14 protein-coding genes are annotated in these 17,912 nt (G+C 55.9%); 12 read left to right on the top strand and 2 right to left on the bottom strand.

Translation table 11 applies throughout. The annotated features are described in order from the left end of the window. The first annotated feature begins 26 nt into the window (after window positions 1-26). The 9 genes from FH08_RS0110550 (at window position 27) to FH08_RS0110510 (ending at window position 10,963) form a co-directional block, all read left to right on the top strand. Window positions 27-1,427: an aspartate aminotransferase family protein gene (locus FH08_RS0110550; protein ID WP_051888104.1), complete on the top strand. Its 1,401-nt coding sequence runs from the start codon at window positions 27-29 to the stop codon at window positions 1,425-1,427. A 26-nt stretch (window positions 1,428-1,453) separates the two neighbouring features. Continuing rightward, window positions 1,454-2,224, top strand: a complete 771-nt coding sequence (locus tag FH08_RS0110545; protein WP_051888103.1) for an SDR family NAD(P)-dependent oxidoreductase — start codon at window positions 1,454-1,456, stop codon at window positions 2,222-2,224. A 45-nt stretch (window positions 2,225-2,269) separates the two neighbouring features. Then, window positions 2,270-3,484, top strand: a complete 1,215-nt coding sequence (locus FH08_RS0110540; RefSeq protein WP_031358282.1) for a thiolase family protein — start codon at window positions 2,270-2,272, stop codon at window positions 3,482-3,484. A gap of 120 nt (window positions 3,485-3,604) precedes the next feature. Further along, window positions 3,605-4,585 carry a branched-chain amino acid--2-keto-4-methylthiobutyrate aminotransferase gene (locus tag FH08_RS0110535; protein WP_031358281.1) on the top strand — a complete coding sequence of 327 codons (981 nt, stop codon included), beginning with the start codon at window positions 3,605-3,607 and terminating at the stop codon, window positions 4,583-4,585. Window positions 4,586-5,095: 510 nt separating this feature from the next. Continuing rightward, a complete protein-coding gene (locus FH08_RS0110530; RefSeq protein WP_031358280.1) occupies window positions 5,096-5,866 on the top strand; it encodes a tyrosine-protein phosphatase in 771 nt (256 codons plus the stop codon). A gap of 70 nt (window positions 5,867-5,936) precedes the next feature. Beyond that, window positions 5,937-7,454, top strand: a complete 1,518-nt coding sequence (locus FH08_RS0110525; RefSeq protein ID WP_031358279.1) for an AMP-binding protein — start codon at window positions 5,937-5,939, stop codon at window positions 7,452-7,454. Between the two features lie 162 nt (window positions 7,455-7,616). After that, window positions 7,617-8,132: an acetyl-CoA carboxylase biotin carboxyl carrier protein gene (locus FH08_RS0110520; protein ID WP_031358278.1), complete on the top strand. Its 516-nt coding sequence runs from the start codon at window positions 7,617-7,619 to the stop codon at window positions 8,130-8,132. Beyond that, window positions 8,125-9,498: an acetyl-CoA carboxylase biotin carboxylase subunit gene (locus tag FH08_RS0110515; protein ID WP_031358277.1), complete on the top strand. Its 1,374-nt coding sequence runs from the start codon at window positions 8,125-8,127 to the stop codon at window positions 9,496-9,498. Before FH08_RS0110520 ends, FH08_RS0110515 begins: the two co-directional genes overlap by 8 nt. Before the next feature lie 70 nt (window positions 9,499-9,568). Next, a complete protein-coding gene (locus tag FH08_RS0110510) occupies window positions 9,569-10,963 on the top strand; it encodes a pyruvate carboxylase (protein WP_235210327.1) in 1,395 nt (464 codons plus the stop codon). A gap of 148 nt (window positions 10,964-11,111) precedes the next feature. Here FH08_RS0110510 and FH08_RS0110505 read toward each other — a convergent pair whose 3' ends face one another. After that, complete coding sequence (locus FH08_RS0110505) at window positions 11,112-12,293, bottom strand: AraC family transcriptional regulator (RefSeq protein WP_031358275.1); 1,182 nt, start codon at window positions 12,291-12,293, stop codon at window positions 11,112-11,114. 812 nt (window positions 12,294-13,105) lie between these two features. On the opposite strand from FH08_RS0110505, the gene FH08_RS0110500 reads away from it, so the two are divergent. Further along, window positions 13,106-13,855 (top strand): electron transfer flavoprotein subunit beta/FixA family protein, encoded by a 750-nt coding sequence (locus tag FH08_RS0110500; protein ID WP_031358274.1) that lies wholly within the window; start codon window positions 13,106-13,108, stop codon window positions 13,853-13,855. Between the two features lie 14 nt (window positions 13,856-13,869). Next, a complete protein-coding gene (locus FH08_RS0110495) occupies window positions 13,870-14,805 on the top strand; it encodes an electron transfer flavoprotein subunit alpha/FixB family protein (protein WP_031358273.1) in 936 nt (311 codons plus the stop codon). 276 nt (window positions 14,806-15,081) lie between these two features. Here the strand turns inward: FH08_RS0110495 and FH08_RS0110490 are convergent, their stop codons facing one another. Beyond that, window positions 15,082-16,452: an APC family permease gene (locus FH08_RS0110490; protein WP_051888102.1), complete on the bottom strand. Its 1,371-nt coding sequence runs from the start codon at window positions 16,450-16,452 to the stop codon at window positions 15,082-15,084. Window positions 16,453-17,171: 719 nt separating this feature from the next. On the opposite strand from FH08_RS0110490, the gene FH08_RS0110485 reads away from it, so the two are divergent. Then, window positions 17,172-17,624: a MaoC family dehydratase gene (locus tag FH08_RS0110485; RefSeq protein WP_031358271.1), complete on the top strand. Its 453-nt coding sequence runs from the start codon at window positions 17,172-17,174 to the stop codon at window positions 17,622-17,624. Window positions 17,625-17,912: the final 288 nt, after the last annotated feature.

The following is a 17,912-nucleotide window of genomic DNA, read 5'->3' as shown; positions in this document are numbered from 1 at the left end:
AGTTCCGGCGTCGCTGGAGACCGTGAATGACCACTGCAACTATCGAAGATCTTAAGGCGCTCGACCGAAAGTACATCATGCATCCTTTTTCGTCCTTGCAATCTCAACCCCGCAAAGACGTGAATGTTATGACTTCGACCAACGGTATCGTGCTCAAAAATGCCGATGGGCGGGAATTCCTCGACGCAGGCTCAGGTCTTTGGTGCGCGAATGTTGGCTACGGCCGAACCGAAATCATCAAGGCGGCGACAGAGCAGATGGAGAAAACGAGTTTTCTCCATAGTTTCAGCAACTTCAGCAACGAGCCGCTCATCCGTCTCTCCGAGCGCTTGCTGGAAATTGCACCGGACAACATGGAGCGAGTTACGTACGCGAACAGTGGCTCAGAGGCGAACGACACTCAGATAAAGCTTGTCTGGCGCTACAACAACGTCCGGGGAAAGCACGAAAAAAAGAAGCTCATTGCGAGGTGGGGTGGATACCACGGAACGACCCTCGGTGCCGGCAGTGTCAACGGTCTTAGCGTTGTTCACCGGTCATTCGATTTGCCAATTGACCGTGTCCTGCACACCGATGCTGCCGAGTATCACCGCCGTCCAGCCGGCATCATCAGCGAAGAGCATTTCTCGCTGTACCTGGCGAACAAGCTCGACAAGATGATTGAGACAGAGGGAAGCGAAACGGTCGCAGCCTTCATCGCCGAGCCGATTATAGGGTCCGCCGGGGTGATACCTCCGCCCGCGGGCTACTTCCGTGAGATTGCGAAGGTACTGAAAAAGCATGACGTTCTCTTGATTGCAGATGAGGTTATCACCGGCTTTGGTCGCACCGGCAGTTGGTTTGCAGGTCCAGGGCTGGAAATGAAGCCCGACCTGATAACGGTCGCCAAGGGACTGACAAGTGGCTATTTCCCGATGTCGGCGTGCTTGGTTTCGGACGCCATCTGCGAAGTTCTCTACAACGAGAAAGAGGCTGATGGTTTCTTCGGGCACGGTTTCACCACGTCCGGTCACCCGGTTGGAGCTGCTGTCGCTCTTGCGAATATCGACATCATCGATAAAGAGGGCTTACTGGAAAACTCGACACGAATCGGCAGTTACTTGCTTTCGAGCCTGAGAGAGGAACTCGATGGCGTCGAGTTTGTGAGCGACATCCGTGGCAAGGGTTTGATGATTGGGGTCGAGTTCGATGCTGTCCCCGAGATTCGACGCGCGTTTAGTGATATCGCCTCTGTTGGTGGGCTACTCAGTCAGGCGTGTCTTGACGAAGGACTGATTGTGCGCGGCGGACACGGCCGCGTTATTGCCGCCATTGCGCCCCCGCTGACGCTCACGACCGAGCAGGCCGACCAGATTGTTTTGTGCGTGAAGAGGGCCGCGCCGAAGTTTGCGAAAGCGTTGAGAGCGGCGCAACTCGACCGCGCATAGGTTTTTCTCGAATCCAAAGGAAAATTATGAAAATGCAAATTGATTTTACTGGGAAGCGTGTTCTGGTTACCGGTGGCAGTTCACCTATCGGACGAGCGGTAGCCGCGGCCTATCTTGAACATGGCGCCGTCGTGGCCGTTCAGGTACCAAGTCAGTCGCTCTCCGAAGAACTGTCCAAAGAGCTGGCTCATGCCGAAAAATTGACGTGCATAGTTGGCGACATCAGTGAAGTGAGCGGATGCCGTGCTGTGGTTGATACGGCCGTTGAGAAACTGGGCGGCATGGATGTGCTGGTGCATGCGAGCGGATTCAGAGCAGACATTAAGTTTGAAGACGTGACTCCAGAAGACTGGGACGCCGCAATCAATGGCACGTTCAAGGCGGCGACGTTCTGCACACAGCGGGCCTTGGGCAGCCTGAAGCAATCAAGAGGAAACATCGTCAACGTCGCAACGAATCTCGGCCTCATGGGCGGCCCAACGGGGTCTTCGGTGCATTCGGCAGCCATGGGGTCGATAGTCAACATGACTCGTATGGAAGCGCTTCGACTTGGCGTTGACGGCGTGCGGTCCAACTGTTTGTGTCATGGTGCCATTGAGGAGTCCATTTCCGGATGGGGTGTAGGCGCAGAGCTTCCCGCGTCTGCTCTCAACGGCGAGCTGAAGGTGCGCCCGATTGGCCGACATGGCCGCGTCGATGACATCACGCCGGCGATTCTCTTCTTGTCGTCACCTTATGCGGGGTTCATGACTGGCTCCGTGATTGTCAGCGACGGCGGGAAGTTCTCCGGCTGCTAAGCGGTGGAGTGCATGCCTTGAAATCATTCGATTGCGGAGTAAGTGATGCAGCAAAACGCATTTATCGCTGGTGTTGGAACTACACGATTTGGTCGTCACTCTGACCGTTCCCTCTCAAGCCTCGCACACGAGGCAATTCGTGAGGCGCTGGAAGATGCGGGCATCAGCATTGATAAGGTACAAGCGGTTTGGTCCGGTAACGCTGCAGCTGCAGTAACAACGGGACAAGTTTGCATCGCAGGCCAGGCCATCTTGCGCGGACTAGGGTTGGGATCGGTCCCAGTCGTTAATGTTGAAAATGCGTGCGCTACCGCATCCACGGCCTTCCAGCAGGCAGCTTCCATGGTGACGCTTGGGGCCTACGACGTCGTCCTTGCCTTCGGCGTTGAGAAGCTCTACCACCCTGACAAGGAGCGCGTATTCTCGGTTTTCGCAGGGTGCGCCGATGTTGAACATCCCGAAGCCCTGAACGCGTTTGTCTTGAATGAAGGTCGTGCAGAGGGCGGCGCCGGTCAAACACGCTCTGTGTTTATGGACGTGTACGCCCGCATGGCCCGTGATTATATGAAGTCGGCGGGCGCTACGGCGGCTGACTTTGCCGCGGTCTCTGCCAAGAATTCCTTTCACGGGAGCCTCAACCCGAACGCTCAGTTTCGGGACGTTCTAACTGCCGAACAGGTGCTTGGGGCCCCGATGATTATCGAACCCTTGACGCGCTTGATGTGCTCGCCCATTGCGGACGGTGCAAGCGCGGCAGTGCTTATGTCGCCCAAGGCCGCTCGGGAGCTTGGGGTCTCAAAACCAGTCAAGATTCTGAGCTCAGTCCTGGCGAGCGGTTATGACTACCACGACGGCGACGAGAAGCTGACCACCGCGGTTTCAAGGCAAGCCTACCGCTACGCTGGCGTCGGTCCTGAGGATGTGAATTGCGTCGAACTTCACGATGCATCGTCGCCAGCGGAGCTTGTCTACTATGAAGCTCTTGGTCTGTGTGCTCCTGGGGAAGGCGTTCGTTTGCTCAAGGACGGTGACACACGGCTTGGGGGAAGAATTCCCGTGAACACGTCTGGCGGACTCGTGCGAAAGGGACATCCGATTGGCGCAACAGGTCTGGCGCAAATCCACGAACTGACCACGCAACTCAGAGGCCGTGCTGGCGAGCGTCAAGTACAGAACGCGCGGGTTGCATTGGCCGAAAATGGCGGCGGTTTCCTTGGAGAGGATTCCGCAGCAATAGTGATTTCAATCTTGGGCGTGTAAGTCAGAGCCCTTCGGTTCTGCGCTCGCGTTGACGACCAGGACAGAAAGTCGAAGGGTGCGGCCACCATTGGATCCCGCGCAATGCCCAATCGAGGCGAACTGAAAAGGAGAGGTCGAGAAATGAGCATCATTCCCGTACAAGAGATAATGTTGAGCCATCCGGAGCATGCCCGGGCGCCTCACGACCCTGCTTTCGAGAGCGGCGCAGCGTATGCGGGGAAGATTTGTCCGATCTCCGAAGCATCAATTCCCATTCTGGATTTGGGATTCCGGCATGGCGATGCCGCATACGATGTCGTCAGCATCAGCAAAGGTCTCATCTTCCGTCTCGATGACCACCTGGAGCGGTTTGCGCGCTCGAGCGCAAAATTTCGCCTTAGAAATCCGTTCGACAATCATCGTACCTCGGAGATTCTGATCGAGCTCGTGAAGCACGCCGGAACTAAGGACGCGTACATATGGTGGTGTGTCACCCGCGGCCGGCTTGCCGCGGGAGGAAGGCCTTACCACGCGGACAGCTACGAAAATCAGTTCTACGCCTATGTCGTCCCTTACCGATTTATTGCTGACGACTCGGTTCGTCAGCGGGGGATGAGGTTGCAGATTAGTTCATTCATTCGGATTCCAGAGCGATCAGTCGATCCGACTGCGAAGAACTTCCACTGGCTGGACCTACAACTGGCTCATTTCAAGGCCTGTGATGAAGGGTTTGACCTGCCAGTGTTGTGCGACGCGAACGGAAAACTGACGGAGGCGCCGGGGGCAAACATCTTCTTTATCAAGGACCGCGTGATATATACGCCGGACCACGGAGTGCTTGAGGGCGTAACCCGGCGGACAACAATGGAACTGGCGGCTGAGCTCGGGCTGACAGTTCGTGTCGAAGCTGTGGATGCCGAACAGCTGAAAAATGCGGACGAGGCCTTTCTCACGTCTACTGCCGGTGGAATCATGCCAATCGACAGCGTGGACGAGACGGTCCTGGGCGGTACGCCTGGGCCGGGCGAACTGACAACCCTGCTGCACAACCTCTATTGGAAGAAACGCTGGGAGGGGTGGCGTGGAACCAAGGTCGACTACACTCAGTATTCGCCTGCGTAGTCCGATACACCGCTGAAAAATGAGCGAAAAAGACGTGCGCCTAACAGTCGGAAGTGGAAGCCTGCGCATGTTGGGAACCTGAAGCGGGGGAGCGCCTGTAGCTCAAACTAAAATTTCACAGTCGGCAGACTGTGCAAAAACATGTGTCCGCCTCCGCGGATGCATACACTGCGTCGCTGCTGATAGCGACCCGTTTGGGTGCCCGGTCCGTCAGTCAGCACGTTAGAGCGCGCCGCTCGCCATCAGCATCTCCAAAAATAGACGAACCTCGACTTCACCGGTCACAAACTCCCTTGCGATGACGTGCCTCGCCAGTGGCAGTCATCACATAAACGTGGCCCATGCACACCTCACTCTCGTTCGAGAATTTTCATAAACTCAAATCGCTGGTTCTCTCAGAGACTGGTCAGCCAGAAGAGCGTTGGTTGTGGGAAATGCGCTCTCTATCTTTATCGCCGTTTTCCAGAAAAAGGCTGCGTCGTGATGCACTTAAATTCGAGCCGTGAAGCTATGCTCATTGTGGCTACAACGGGTATCCACAATTTTCGGGACTACGGTGGCTATGCGGTTGCAGGAGGGGGACGACTGGTCGAGGGCAGGCTCTATCGCTCAGGTGAGCACACCAAAGCCACCCAGAACGACCTCGACATATTGCGGGCACTCGGCCTCAATGCGGTCATTGATCTGCGTGGAAAAAGCGAGCGAGCCAAGGCACCGTGCCGCCGTCATGAAGGCTTCAGTGGAGTAGTCATCGCTTCGGATGGCGAAACCGCGGCCTTCGCTCCGCACGTTGAGGCAGCGTCTCAGGCTATGCAAGGTGCGGATGCGAGAAAAACGCTGACATCCCGTTACAAAGAGTTGCCGTTTCGGCCGGCGCTTGTTGATGTCTTTCGTCAGTACTTTCATACGCTCGCGGAGTCCGATGGGCCCACGGTCGTCTACTGCTCGGCGGGAAAAGACCGCACAGGTGTTCTTGTCGCGCTCTTGCACACGCTAATGGGCGTTCACCGAGATGACGTAGTCAATGACTATCTCCTCACGAACACAGCGGGCGATTCTGCTGCGCGTACGGCTGCAATCCGGGCCGATCTGGAAAAAAGATTCGGAGCTGGACTTACCGATGAAGCAGTCCGCGTAATTACTTCCGTCGAGGCGGGATTCCTTGAGGCTGCTTTTGACGCGATAACGGCAGCACACGGAAGCGTCGATGCCTACGCATCGACTGTCTTGCACGTTACGCGGGACGTGCGCGGGGTGTTGGAGTCTCGTCTCATCGTCTAAGCAATTCAGAAGGACGGATCGAACCGCATTGCGGGAATTGTAGTCGGCCCATATGGAAGCCTTGATACCCATGAACATTTCTAACTTGCTTGGAAACGCTGCCCGGACATACGGTGCTCGGCCTGCCGTTTCGATGGGAGACGAGCAGCGGTTCACCTACTCGGAGATGTACGGACGCGTCATGAGGTTGGCCGGCGGCTTGCGCAATGTACTTGGTTTGAAAGTTGGCGATCGCGTGGTCCTCGCGATGAATAACAGGTCGCAATACCTTGAAATTCTGTTTGCCATTTGGCACGCGGGCCTCGTTGCTGTGCCGGTGAACGCGAAACTACACGCACGGGAAGTCGCCTTCATTCTGGAGAACTGTGACGCGTCTCTTTGTCTTGCTACCGAAGAGCACGTGGAGGCCATCGCATTGTTGGCCGGCAGCGGAGAGCGTCCGGTCAGAGTGGTATGCGTCGATGGGCCCGACTACGCTTCGCTATTCCATGAGCCTATTGCGCAGACCGATGTCCGACGTGATGACCTGGCGTGGCTCTTTTATACGAGTGGCACGACTGGACGTCCTAAAGGGGCAATGCTCAGCCACCTCAACCTGCAGTTGATGACCTGGAGCTACCTGTGTGACTTCGACCACATTACAGACGGCGACGCTCTCTTGCATCTGGGTCCGCAGTCCCATGCTGCTGGACTGATGTCGTTATCGTTCATTGCGAAAGGGGCGAACAACGTCCTGCCAGTGAGCGGTGGAGTCGACGCGGGCGAAATCGCGCTGCTCATCAATCAGTACGAGAACCTCACTTTTTTCGCGGCGCCAACGATGACCCGACGCCTGGTCGATAGTCCGGACATCGCCCGATGCGATATCGGGCATGTCCGTTCAATCATCGGTGGCGGCGCGCCATTCTTCGCGTCCGATGTGAAGCGCGTTATCGAGGTGTTCGGTTCCCGTTTCATTAATGCGTACGGTCAAGGCGAATGCCCATGCACGATTACGGGTATGCCGAAGCATCTGTACACCTCGGATGTAACGGATGAACGCCTGGTCTCAGTCGGTGTCGCCAGGTCAGGCGTTGATGTACGAATTGTCGATGCGGACAACCGCGAGGTTGCGGCCGGCGAGGCCGGTGAAATTGCGGTGCGAAGTCCCATTGTCATGAACGGGTACTGGAAGCAGCCCCAGGCGACAGCAGAGACGGTGCGTGACGGGTGGCTGCATACCGGCGACATGGGCACGATGGACGATCGTGGCTTCGTTTGGCTAAAGGACCGTGCTAAGGACGTCATCATCAGCGGCGGTTCGAATATCTACCCTCGTGAAGTTGAGGACGTCCTTTGCTCTGACATCGGCGTAGCGGAGGTCGCGGTCGTTGGCGAGAGCGATGCGAAGTGGGGTGAGGCGGTAGTGGCATTTGTCGTTGCACGAACGGGACACTCCCTGTCAGCTGAGAGTCTTGACCAACTTTGTCTCGACAATCTTGCTCGGTACAAGCGGCCGAAGCGATATGTATTTCTCGATGTCTTGCCCAAAAACAGCACGGGGAAGGTGTTGCGCACTGAGTTGCGCGCGAAGTTGAAGGAGACGTGAGATTGCTCCCGAGAAATGCGTTGACGACGTAATTCCGCACTTCGCAAATGAATAGATCTGCGGTCGATTGAGGTCGAAGCGTCGCTGCCGTCGCTCTTTTGGACGGCCCGGTTGAACCTCAAGCCACGTTCGAGTTGACCAAATTTTTGATAAAGGAAGGTTATGACAATCTCTTCAGGTGACGTCGAAGCTATCGTCCGCATGTTTGAGCAGAGTAAGTGGAAAGAACTCGAGCTTCGCGTGGGGAACAGCGAACTGTTTCTTAGCAAGGATGCCGACGGTCGTGCTTCGTTTTCATCCACCTCCTCGTCGACAGCTCCGCAGGCGCGAGCGGCGAGCGCTCCGGTTGTCGCCGCGGCCGTTGCATCGACGTCAACGCGAAAGGAGGCTGCCCCAAGTTCGCCCGCTGGAGGGAATAATGAGCTTCCTCCGGGGTGTGTGCATGTCTCGGCGCCATCGCTTGGAACTTTCTATCGGTCGCCGAAACCGGGTGCTCCGCTATTCGTTGAGCTTGGCCAGGAGGTCACTGAAGACACCGAACTGTGTCTCATTGAGGTCATGAAGCTTTTCACTACCTTGCGTGCAGACGTGAAGGGTGTCGTCCGCGAAATCCTGGCCACGGACGGCGACCTCGTGGAATTCGGACAACCGCTCTTTGTGGTGCAAACGAATGGCTAACGTAACCGCCAAGACCGAGCGGTTGTTTGTCGCCAACCGAGGCGAAATCGCTCTGCGCGTCATCAAGGCTGCCCATGAGTTAAGCATTGAGACCGTTCTTGGCGTCTCGATCGCTGACACGGACAGCCCCGCTGCGAGAGAGGCGGGCCAGACGGTGGTGCTGGGTCCGTCAGCATCGCGCGACTCGTATCTCAATCAGAACCTGGTGGTTCATGCAGCCGTAGCAACCGGATGCACGGCACTTCACCCAGGATACGGGTTCCTGTCCGAGCGACCGGCTTTGGCGGAACTGTGCTCGCAGGAAGGAGTGGTCTTCGTTGGGCCTACAGCGGACTCTATTCGTGCGGTAGGCGACAAGCTGTCGGCTAAGCGTTTGGCCGAAGCAGCGGGTGTTCCCATGACCAGGGGCAGCGATAAGGTCGCGGACAAGGATGAGGCATTGCGCGTTGCGGAGTCGATTGGATACCCCGTCATTACGAAGGCGTCAGCCGGCGGCGGCGGCCGCGGGATGATTGTCGCGCGCAACGCGGAAGAATTGGCTGACGCGTTCGACCGTGCAGCCGCCACTGCGCGCGAAGCCTTCGGTGACGATACGCTGTATATCGAAACCTACGTCGAGCGCGCTCGCCACCTTGAGGTTCAGGTTGTTGGGGATGGTGCGGGCGGCGTGATTCACTTCGCCGAGCGCGACTGTTCTGTGCAGCGCCGATACCAAAAGATGATTGAAGAGGCGCCTGCGGCAATACTGCCGGATGACGTCCGCACACGCTTGCGGGCCGCAGCTGTCAGCCTTCTGTCTTCGATCTCATACCGCAACGCTGGTACCGTGGAGTTCCTCTATGACGTGGACCGTCAAGAGTTCTTTTTCATGGAAGTTAACGCGCGGATTCAGGTCGAGCATCCCGTCTCTGAGCAGATAACTCGATTCGATCTTATCAAGATGCAGATTGAGGTTGCACTGGGTCGCAGGACGTTGCCACAGCAGGAAACAATTGAGCCTCGAGGGCACGCAATCGAGGCGCGCATTCTCGCCGAAGACCCGGCTCGGAACTTTGCTCCCAGCCCAGGAAAGATTACGCGATGGGTTCCCCCCACTGGCCCGGGCGTGCGAGTCGATTCTGCGGTGATGGAGGGCTCGGTCGTTCCGCCTTTTTACGACAGCATGATTGCAAAGCTCATTGTCAGCGCGGACACGAGAGAGGAAGCGATTGACCGGCTGATCAAGGCATTGTCGAAATTTCAGGTTCAGGGCATTGCGACGAACATTCCGTTGCTGACTGCAATCGTCAGTCACGACGACTTCCGAAATAATCGAATTAGTACCCGGTGGCTGGAAACAACTTTGCTTCCCAGCTTCAAAGCATAAAGGCGAAACCATGGCACATATTGAATTTGTCGATGAAACTTTCCGCGACGGTATGCAGAGCCTTTGGGGCATGCGTCTTCAGGCGGGTATGGCTCTTCCGGTAGCGGGCAACCTGGACCGGACGGGATTCAAACGCATCGAACTGACCGGTTCGAATCACTTCGAAGTTCTCGTTCGATACTGTAAGGAAAATCCGTGGGACTCGCTTGACGCGTTGGTCGAGGCGATGCCGCGAACGGTCCTCCGTTCCGGTATGCGCTCGAACGCCATGGGGACATTCCGAACCTCGTCCGACGCCATCATGGACGCTTGGATGCGTCAGTTGAACCGGCATGGCTGCCGCAGTTTTTGGATTTACGATTTGCTGTACAACGTCGACAAAATGACGCGCCTCGCGAAGGTTGCCAAGGAATTCGGCTCCGAGGTAACGGGTGCACTCATGTACACCTTGTCGCCCGTTCACGACGACGCGTATTACGCCGACAAGGCGGACAAGCTGTCGGCGTCGCCGGACATCGATACGCTGCTGTTGTATGACACTGCGGGCGTGATTACCAAGGAACGCATGGCTACGCTGATTCCTGCCATCAAGGCAAAATCGCGAGGAAAGCCGCTCGAGATGCACGCAAATAACCTCCTGGGCCAATCGGCGAAGAACTACCTGGACGCCATCGAACTCGGTGTGTCCGTTATTCACACCGCCAGCCGACCCATGGCAAATGGTCCGTCAGTACCGTCGACCGAAATCATGGTCCACAATCTGGAGTTGTTGGGGCACACCCACTCGCTCGACAAGCGCCAGTTTCAGGTGGTGGCGGACCGCATGGAGCAAGTCGGCAAAGCCGCCGGGTTCCTGGTTAATCAGTCCGCGGAGTACAACCTGTTCTCGGTCCAACATCAGATTCCAGGAGGCATGACCGGTACGCTGAAGGCCCAGCTTGCTCAGCACGGAATGTCGGACAGGTTGGATGAGGTCCTGACGGAAGTCGCCATTGTTCGCAAAGAGCTTGGCTATCCAGGCATGGCGACGCCGTTCAGTCAGCTCGTTGGCATTCAGGCTGTTCTGAACCTCATACACGGGGAACGGTACAAGACTATCCCGGACGAAATCATCGAGTATGCGTTGGGGAACTATGGCCAGACCGTGGCGCCCATCGAACCGAATATCCTGGACAAAATCCTGAGCAGTCCGCGCGCCAAGTTCGTTAAGGACAATCCGCCAGAACAACCGACCATCGAGGAACTGCGTAAGCGCTACGGCACGCATGATGATGATGAGCTCTTGTTGAAGGTCTTGCTGCCGGAGGCTGATTTAGAGCGGATGAGGGCTGCGGGTCCCTTAAAGCGGGACTATCCGCTCTTGTCCTCTCCGGAAATGGAGCAGGTTGGCCGCCTCATGAAACTGGCAAATCTTCCGGTGGTACAGATGCAATCGGAAGGTCTGTCATTGACGCTTCGCAGTTGAGCAACACAAGCAAAGGTCCGGGAGTATTTTGCCCGCACGGTTTTTGTGCGGGTTTTTTTGCATCATCTACGCAGGTTGAGCTGTTTGCGCTGGGGTAATGGTTGAGGAACCCAGTGCAGGGCAATAGTGCCACCGTAGGCTTGGCGCTTCACGTTAGAGTGTGCGGAAGTTCAGATGCGATTGCCGACACCGATTCCGTCCAAAAACGAGCAAGGTGAGAGTCGTCATTGATGACGCGCGAAGACGCCGCCTGTCTGGTCCTCTGCCGTGGGGAAATCGGGGGGAGAGAGATGGCAACCGACTCTGTGCGAAATTGTCGAGGTGATTGTCCGGTCCACCGCTTGAAAGCGTGACGGAAATTTGCGGCATCGCTGTATCCCAACACTTCGGCGATTTCCTCCGTCGTCTTCGCGGTGGTCGACAGATACTGGGTCGCCAGCGTTTTCCGAACGTCGTTCAGTACTTGAAGATAGGAGGTGTTCATGTCGCGCAGCCTTCTCCGCAATGTGCGTGGCGAGAGGCACAGCACGCTGGCCACATCAGGCAGACTTGGAATTTCGTGGTCGGTGCCAAGCAGCAACTCCTTTATCTCGTCGAGTAGATTTCTTGGATAGCGAAACTCGTCAAGCAGGTGGTCGCAGGCACGCACACAACTGGCGTGGGTCACAGAATCCGCTTGCGGCAACGGGCGCTGGAGCCACCCGGCATCGAAGACGATTTCAGCGCGGACTGAGTTGGGTTCGACAGGGCAACCGTAGAAGGATAATGTTCCCGACGCTGAGGATGCATAGGCAGGAATCCGGATGAGGCGGGGGCGGAAGTTAGCGCCTAGTAGGTCTCTGAGTAGCGAAAGTGTTGCCGCAATTTCCATCGTGAGACATTCGGCCGCCCGAAATGTCGAACGCGGACCGTTATCGATGAAATAAATGGACGCATTCGTTCTGTCGGTGGCCAGCGCACTTGTCCACTTGCAGTTGAGCAGTGGACCGTATCTTGAAGCCAGCTCGAGAGCATTGGAAAGGGTCGTGCTACTCAACAGCGCAAACCCGACAATACCGAAAGTGGTCAGATGCATCTGTTGACCAATCTCGAAAGCGAGGCTCGGCTCCGACAGGTTCCGAATGCCGTAGTCGAGCGCTTGCAGTTGCTGCGTCAGCGATATCCTCGCCTTCGGATTGCACAATTCCTTCGGGGATACATCGATATGTGCGAGAACCTCGGCTCCCGAGATGCCTCGTGACTCAAGAACGTTGAGAATTGTACGCAGCTCGGCCAGCGTCAATGATGCCGTTGTTGCGTTCATTTCATTGTTTTCGAATACGGGAATCATGATGGTTCCAATCTCAAGGTATCGAGCGTACTTGTTGGGGCACCGGTGAGAGACAAAACGCCGATGCAACTACTTGAGAGGGCCAGCAAGAACGAAGTGAGTCTGAGGATCGGCCTCCCGCGATCCGCGGACGCGCTGAATTTATTGTGCGGATACCCGCGACGGCGGCGCAATCAGCGGCCAAGCTCATATCCGATATCAGCGTCTTGCGTCCATCAACCTGCCCTCAGGTGCGCTCGCTTTCCCATCCACCTTTGTCACTGAAAACCGGTTGAATGACCTAATTTTAGACCCAGGGTGATCGAAAGTTCAAGGATAAAAAAATTAAATACCCCCGGTAGAATCCCTAATTTTCGACAGAAAAGCGGCATCAATCATAAAGATTGCTCGAGAGAGATCACATGCCAACCATGGTGGTCAAGGAATATTGTTTCGGTGATATGACCTATTTTGTTGGGCCAAGCTCGACATTTTCCCTCGACGAGTGGAGGTGGGGTGCCTGCGTATTGCTTTCAGAATGCATTCAGGGGGGCATATCAATCTGCGAGCCTGTCCTGCGGCCATGCGGTCCTTGCGTCGCGACGGCTTTGTCAACCTTGCAATGCTCGCAAGTGAATTTATAGACGTTGTTTCTTGGCTGTTGAGTCGATTGCGGATTCGCCGCATCCGGGATGTTGCACAGTCGCTTGACCTGGCCGTTCGACCGACTTTCTTTGACCCGGTTGCACCTGTTGAGCTAGCTCACGGACTTTTAAGGTTGCCGGTACGCGGAGCGTGCCATGCACGGTCGATTCTTATCAAGGAGTGTCATTTTGAAGGTATTGGTAGCAGTAAAAAGGGTAGTCGATTACAACGTTAAGATTCGCGTGCGTGGCGACGGGACAGACGTCGAACTCGCGAACGTGAAGATGTCTATGAATCCATTCGACGAAATCGCTGTGGAAGAAGCGGTACGTCTGAAGGAGGCTGGTGCCGCGAGCGAAGTTGTGGTGGTGTCGGCCGGTGTTCCACAATGTCAGGAGACCTTGAGAACGGCCTTGGCTATCGGTGCAGATAGGGCGATTTTGGTCGAATCAACAGAGACGCTGCAACCTCTTGCCGTGGCGAAGATTTTGAGGGCTATTGTCGACAGGGAGCGACCGCAACTTGTCATTCTGGGTAAGCAAGCCATCGACGATGACTCAAACCAGACCGGCCAAATGCTTGCGGCCCTTGCGGGACTACCGCAGGCGACGTTCGCATCCAAGCTGCAAATTGCTGATGGCCGAGCTATCGTTTCCCGTGAGGTCGATGGTGGCTCCGAGACGCTTTCGTTGGTGCTGCCTGCCGTAGTCACAACTGACTTGCGCCTGAATGAACCTCGGTATGTAACTTTGCCTAGCATCATAAAGGCGAAGAAGAAGCCTTTAGAGACCCTCAAGCCTATAGACCTGGGGGTCGACGTTCTCCCTCGCTTGAAGACCCTGAAACTGGTCGAGCCGTCAAAACGCAGCGCCGGGGTAAGCGTGCCGGACGCGAAAACACTAATCGAAAAGCTGAAAACTGAAGCAAAGGTTCTGTAAAGGAATATGAAAAAATGACGATTCTGGTGATCGCTGAGCATGACAACAATTCGCTAAAAGCGGCGACGCTCAACACGGTGGCGGCGGCGATAAGTATCGGCGGCGACATTCATGTTTTTGTTGCTGGGCATGACGCGCGCGGAGTCGCTGAAGAAGCGGCCGGGGTACGCGGAGTGATGAAGGTTGTTTTGGCCGACGCGGAGCATCTTGGCAACAATCTGGCTGAGAACATCGAAGCGACAGTGCTCAGTATTGCACGACGTTATTCGCATATCCTGGTCCCAGCAACGGCTTACGGCAAGAATATCGCTCCCCGGATTGCGGCGAAGCTGGACGTCGCGCAAATCAGCGACATTACCGCGGTCATCAGCCCTGATACGTTCGAGCGACCTGTCTATGCTGGCAATGCGATTGCTACTGTACAGTCAGTCGACCCAATCAAGGTCATAACTGTCCGAAGTACAGGCTTCGATGCTGCGGCCACCAATGGTGCGGCAGGGGAGGTGGAGGCAATAACTGCAGCTCCGGACTTTGGTGCATCACGTTTTGTCAGCCGTGAGGTAACGAAGCTGGACCGGCCCGAACTGACGTCGGCGGAAATCGTCGTTTCTGGTGGCCGTGGGCTCGGCAGCGGCGACAATTACCACAATCTCCTTGATCCCCTTGCGGACGCTCTCGGCGCAGCGTTGGGCGCTTCGCGCGCAGCCGTCGATGCAGGGTTTGTGCCGAACGACTATCAAGTCGGCCAGACCGGGAAAATCGTTGCACCCGAGTTGTATGTCGCTGTCGGAATCTCAGGCGCAATCCAGCATCTGGCCGGGATGAAGGATTCGAAGGTTATCGTCGCAATCAACAAAGACCCCGAGGCGCCCATTTTCGGGGTCGCCGACTATTCAATAGTGGGTGACCTGTTCTCGGTAGTTCCCGAACTGGTTAAAGAGCTAACCTAGACCCAATGCCGTATCGATTCTGAACAGCACCAGAGATGGGGCGCAGAGAGCACGGCGCTGCTGAACGGGCGCAGGGCTTATCTGCTTCACCGGCAGCGAACCTGATAGTCATCGGGCATCTTCGAGCTGCGCAGCAAGCTCTGGGCGCTTCCTTGCTGGCGGCGGACTTTCCAGGTCATCGCAGTCAAAAATTCCTTTCGCTGTTTCGTGTGCACCGCCTAATGGCGGGAGCAAATCGGACCGTTCCGTGCGGCAGCTACGCTGCCGCACGGAAGCTCAGATGGGTACCTCTACATCTAGCGCGCTCTTACGGAATGCCTTGAGCGCAATGTAATAGAGGATCCCGAAGACCATCCAACCGAACCCGAGTTCGAGAGCGGTACTGGTCATCTGCGTAGCGACCGCAACGATAATTACGATTCCCGCTATGGGACATAGCACATGCGCAAACCAGCGACCGGAGCGCCTCCTGAAACCAAGCAGGACGAGGACGGATAAATGCACGCCGACGTACGCGCAAAGTGCGCCAAAGTTCACGATGCCAGTTAGCTCGTCGGGATGAGCCGCAAAGATCAGCGCAATGGCTACAGAAAGGGCGGTTGATACCAGCAGGGCGCGATGAGGTACTTGATGACGCTTATGCAGCGCAGTCAAGAATTTGGGCATCTGTCCGCCTTCCGCCATCGCGCAGAGAACTCGTGAGACTGCTGCCAACATGGGTGGTGTTATGGCGATGCCAGTAACGGTCGCTGCGGTCCATGCCATGATGACGCCGGCTGCGGGAGATACGCGTGCGCCAGTGAGGTCATATACGCCACTCGCCAGGTCCTTAAAGGCAAATCCTTTCGAGAGAGCGGAAAGCACCCACGACTGTAGAACCGCCACAGCGCCGATGAAAAGCAACACGACGACAATCGAGCGACCGATGAGATGCTTTTGACATGGCTTTACCTCCTCCGTAAGCGTCGTTATCGCGTCGAAGCCAATGAAGGCGAGAATGCAAATTGACGTCCCCGCAAACAGACCGCTTGCCGTTACGCCGGGTGACCACAAGGTCGAAAAGGGAAAAGCGGATTCGCCATTCGCCTTCAATTTTAAAACCGCCCACCCTAGAAAGCCAGCAACTGCTACGAGTTGGACAACCAGGAAGAGGATGTTCACTCGTGCGGTGAACGCGATGCCGAACCAGTTGACGGCCAAACTAAACCCTGCGAACACGAGTACCCAAACCCATCTCGGTATGTCAGGAAGGAACGTATTGAGTGCCACACCTGCAATCACGTACATCAGTGCTGGGATGAGAAGATAGTCAAGAAGGACCATCCATCCGGCAATGAATCCGGGACCAACTCCCATGGCATGGCGTACATAGGCATATACGGAGCCAGAACTCGGCACCTGCGTACAAATTTCCTTGTACGAATGAGCGGTGAAGTACATGCAAACTACGCCGATGACGTATGCCGCCACGGCGGCGTGTCCCGACAGGTCGTAGACGTATGCGAATGTGCCCCATGGCGCTATCGGGGCAACAAAAACAATGCCATAAATGACCAGGTCCCGAAAGGACAGGACCTTTGCGAATTGGCCAGTACCGCTGCTCTCCCCCGGTTGCGAAGAGGTATCGGTACCTGAGATGTGTTCCATCGCTTTCCTCAATATCATTAGTACGGTTGAACAGGCCGAACTCACGCTCTGAGCTTCCGTTCGTCCCGGGCGCGACGATGGTTTCCCGGAAGTGGGTACAGATTTTCCACGCAAACGTATCTCCGTTCGGCGCCGCCAGGTATCGTCTCTGAATGCCGGTCCAGTGCGTATGTTTGTCGAAGCCAAAATGCGTGTGATATTGGGACAGTGAGCGATTCGTGCATCCATGCCCGCGACGCGCTAGGTGAACACAGAGGGAAAGCGTTGGCTCAAAGCGTTTGTAGATAAAGGCCCGAGGTTCCGATGACATTCCGTCTTGGGCAGAGAAAGACGCGCCGTCCAAGAGGCCCCCTCAAGCTCTGTAGCAAGCCACGGCGGTAGCAAGCTCACTGGGCGCGGCCAGAACGATGACCGGTTTTCACCGAAAATTTGTCCCGCTTGAACATGGTTGGAGCCGTGTTCATCCTCTAATCTGCAATTTCAGGTGATTCAATCTATCGTGCTCGCAACATCGGACCGGCGTCCTCAGTTAGAAATTCGCAACCGGAGCCGTTCCAGGTTAGTAAAGGTCGCGTTGTCGGATTGACTCCAGTACGCACTACACGAAAAATCTGGGCTCATTGTTGCCGAAGAGGCGTATTGACAAATGGAATAGTGCCGAAGCCGAATCGACGGAAGTGGCTTTGAAGGTTTTAAAAACTTGACGAATCATAGGCTACATGAAAAGAATTACATCGCCGTCTGACGCGCAAGCGCTTGTCGATCAGGGGGCGCTCCTTTCGCCTTGGACGGAAGTCGGTCAAAAGCGCATAGACGAGTTCGCGACGGCGACCGGGGACCGGCAGTGGATTCACGTGGACGTCGAAAGAGCGAGCGTTGAGTCACCTTTTCGAGGCACAGTCGCGCACGGCTTCCTCACCTTGTCTTTGCTCCCGTACTTTCTGGACTCGTGCATCGAGTTCAAGCAGAAAATGGCCGTTAACTACGGACTGAACAGGGTAAGGTTCATAACGCCAGTTCCGAGTGGAAGCAGGGTGAGGGGGCAGATTGCTCTGATTTCGGCCGAGGAAGCGTCTGGGACATGGCAACTGGCTTGGTCCATTGTCGTTGAGCTTGACGGTAGCGTAAGACCGGCATGTGTAGCAGAGATGTTGACTCGCCACGTCTTTTGATTGCCTCACTGGTGGAAGTTTGCCTTCGATGACTTAGCCTGCGTTGAGACCGACTTGTGATAAACGGCTTGAGGCGTCGCTTTGAGGCGGCGCGTTAGAAGCATGCATGAATCGCCTATCTGCACGCTCACTCTGTACCAGACTATCTCGTGTAGGAATCGATTCGACAGTCGTGTTGGCAACCGAATCTGGCCACCTGATCAAGCGTCGCAATGGCATAGATGGTATTAGAAGCCGTTTCCCACAAGTGTTCCCAGTTTGATCTAGCAAGACAGCAGCCGAATGGCC

The sequence above is a fragment of the Caballeronia sordidicola genome, from assembly GCF_000729995.1.
GTDB lineage: Bacteria > Pseudomonadota > Gammaproteobacteria > Burkholderiales > Burkholderiaceae > Caballeronia > Caballeronia sordidicola_A.
Note: the sequence above shows the minus strand (reverse complement) of the source record. Positions and strands in the feature narration are given on the sequence as shown.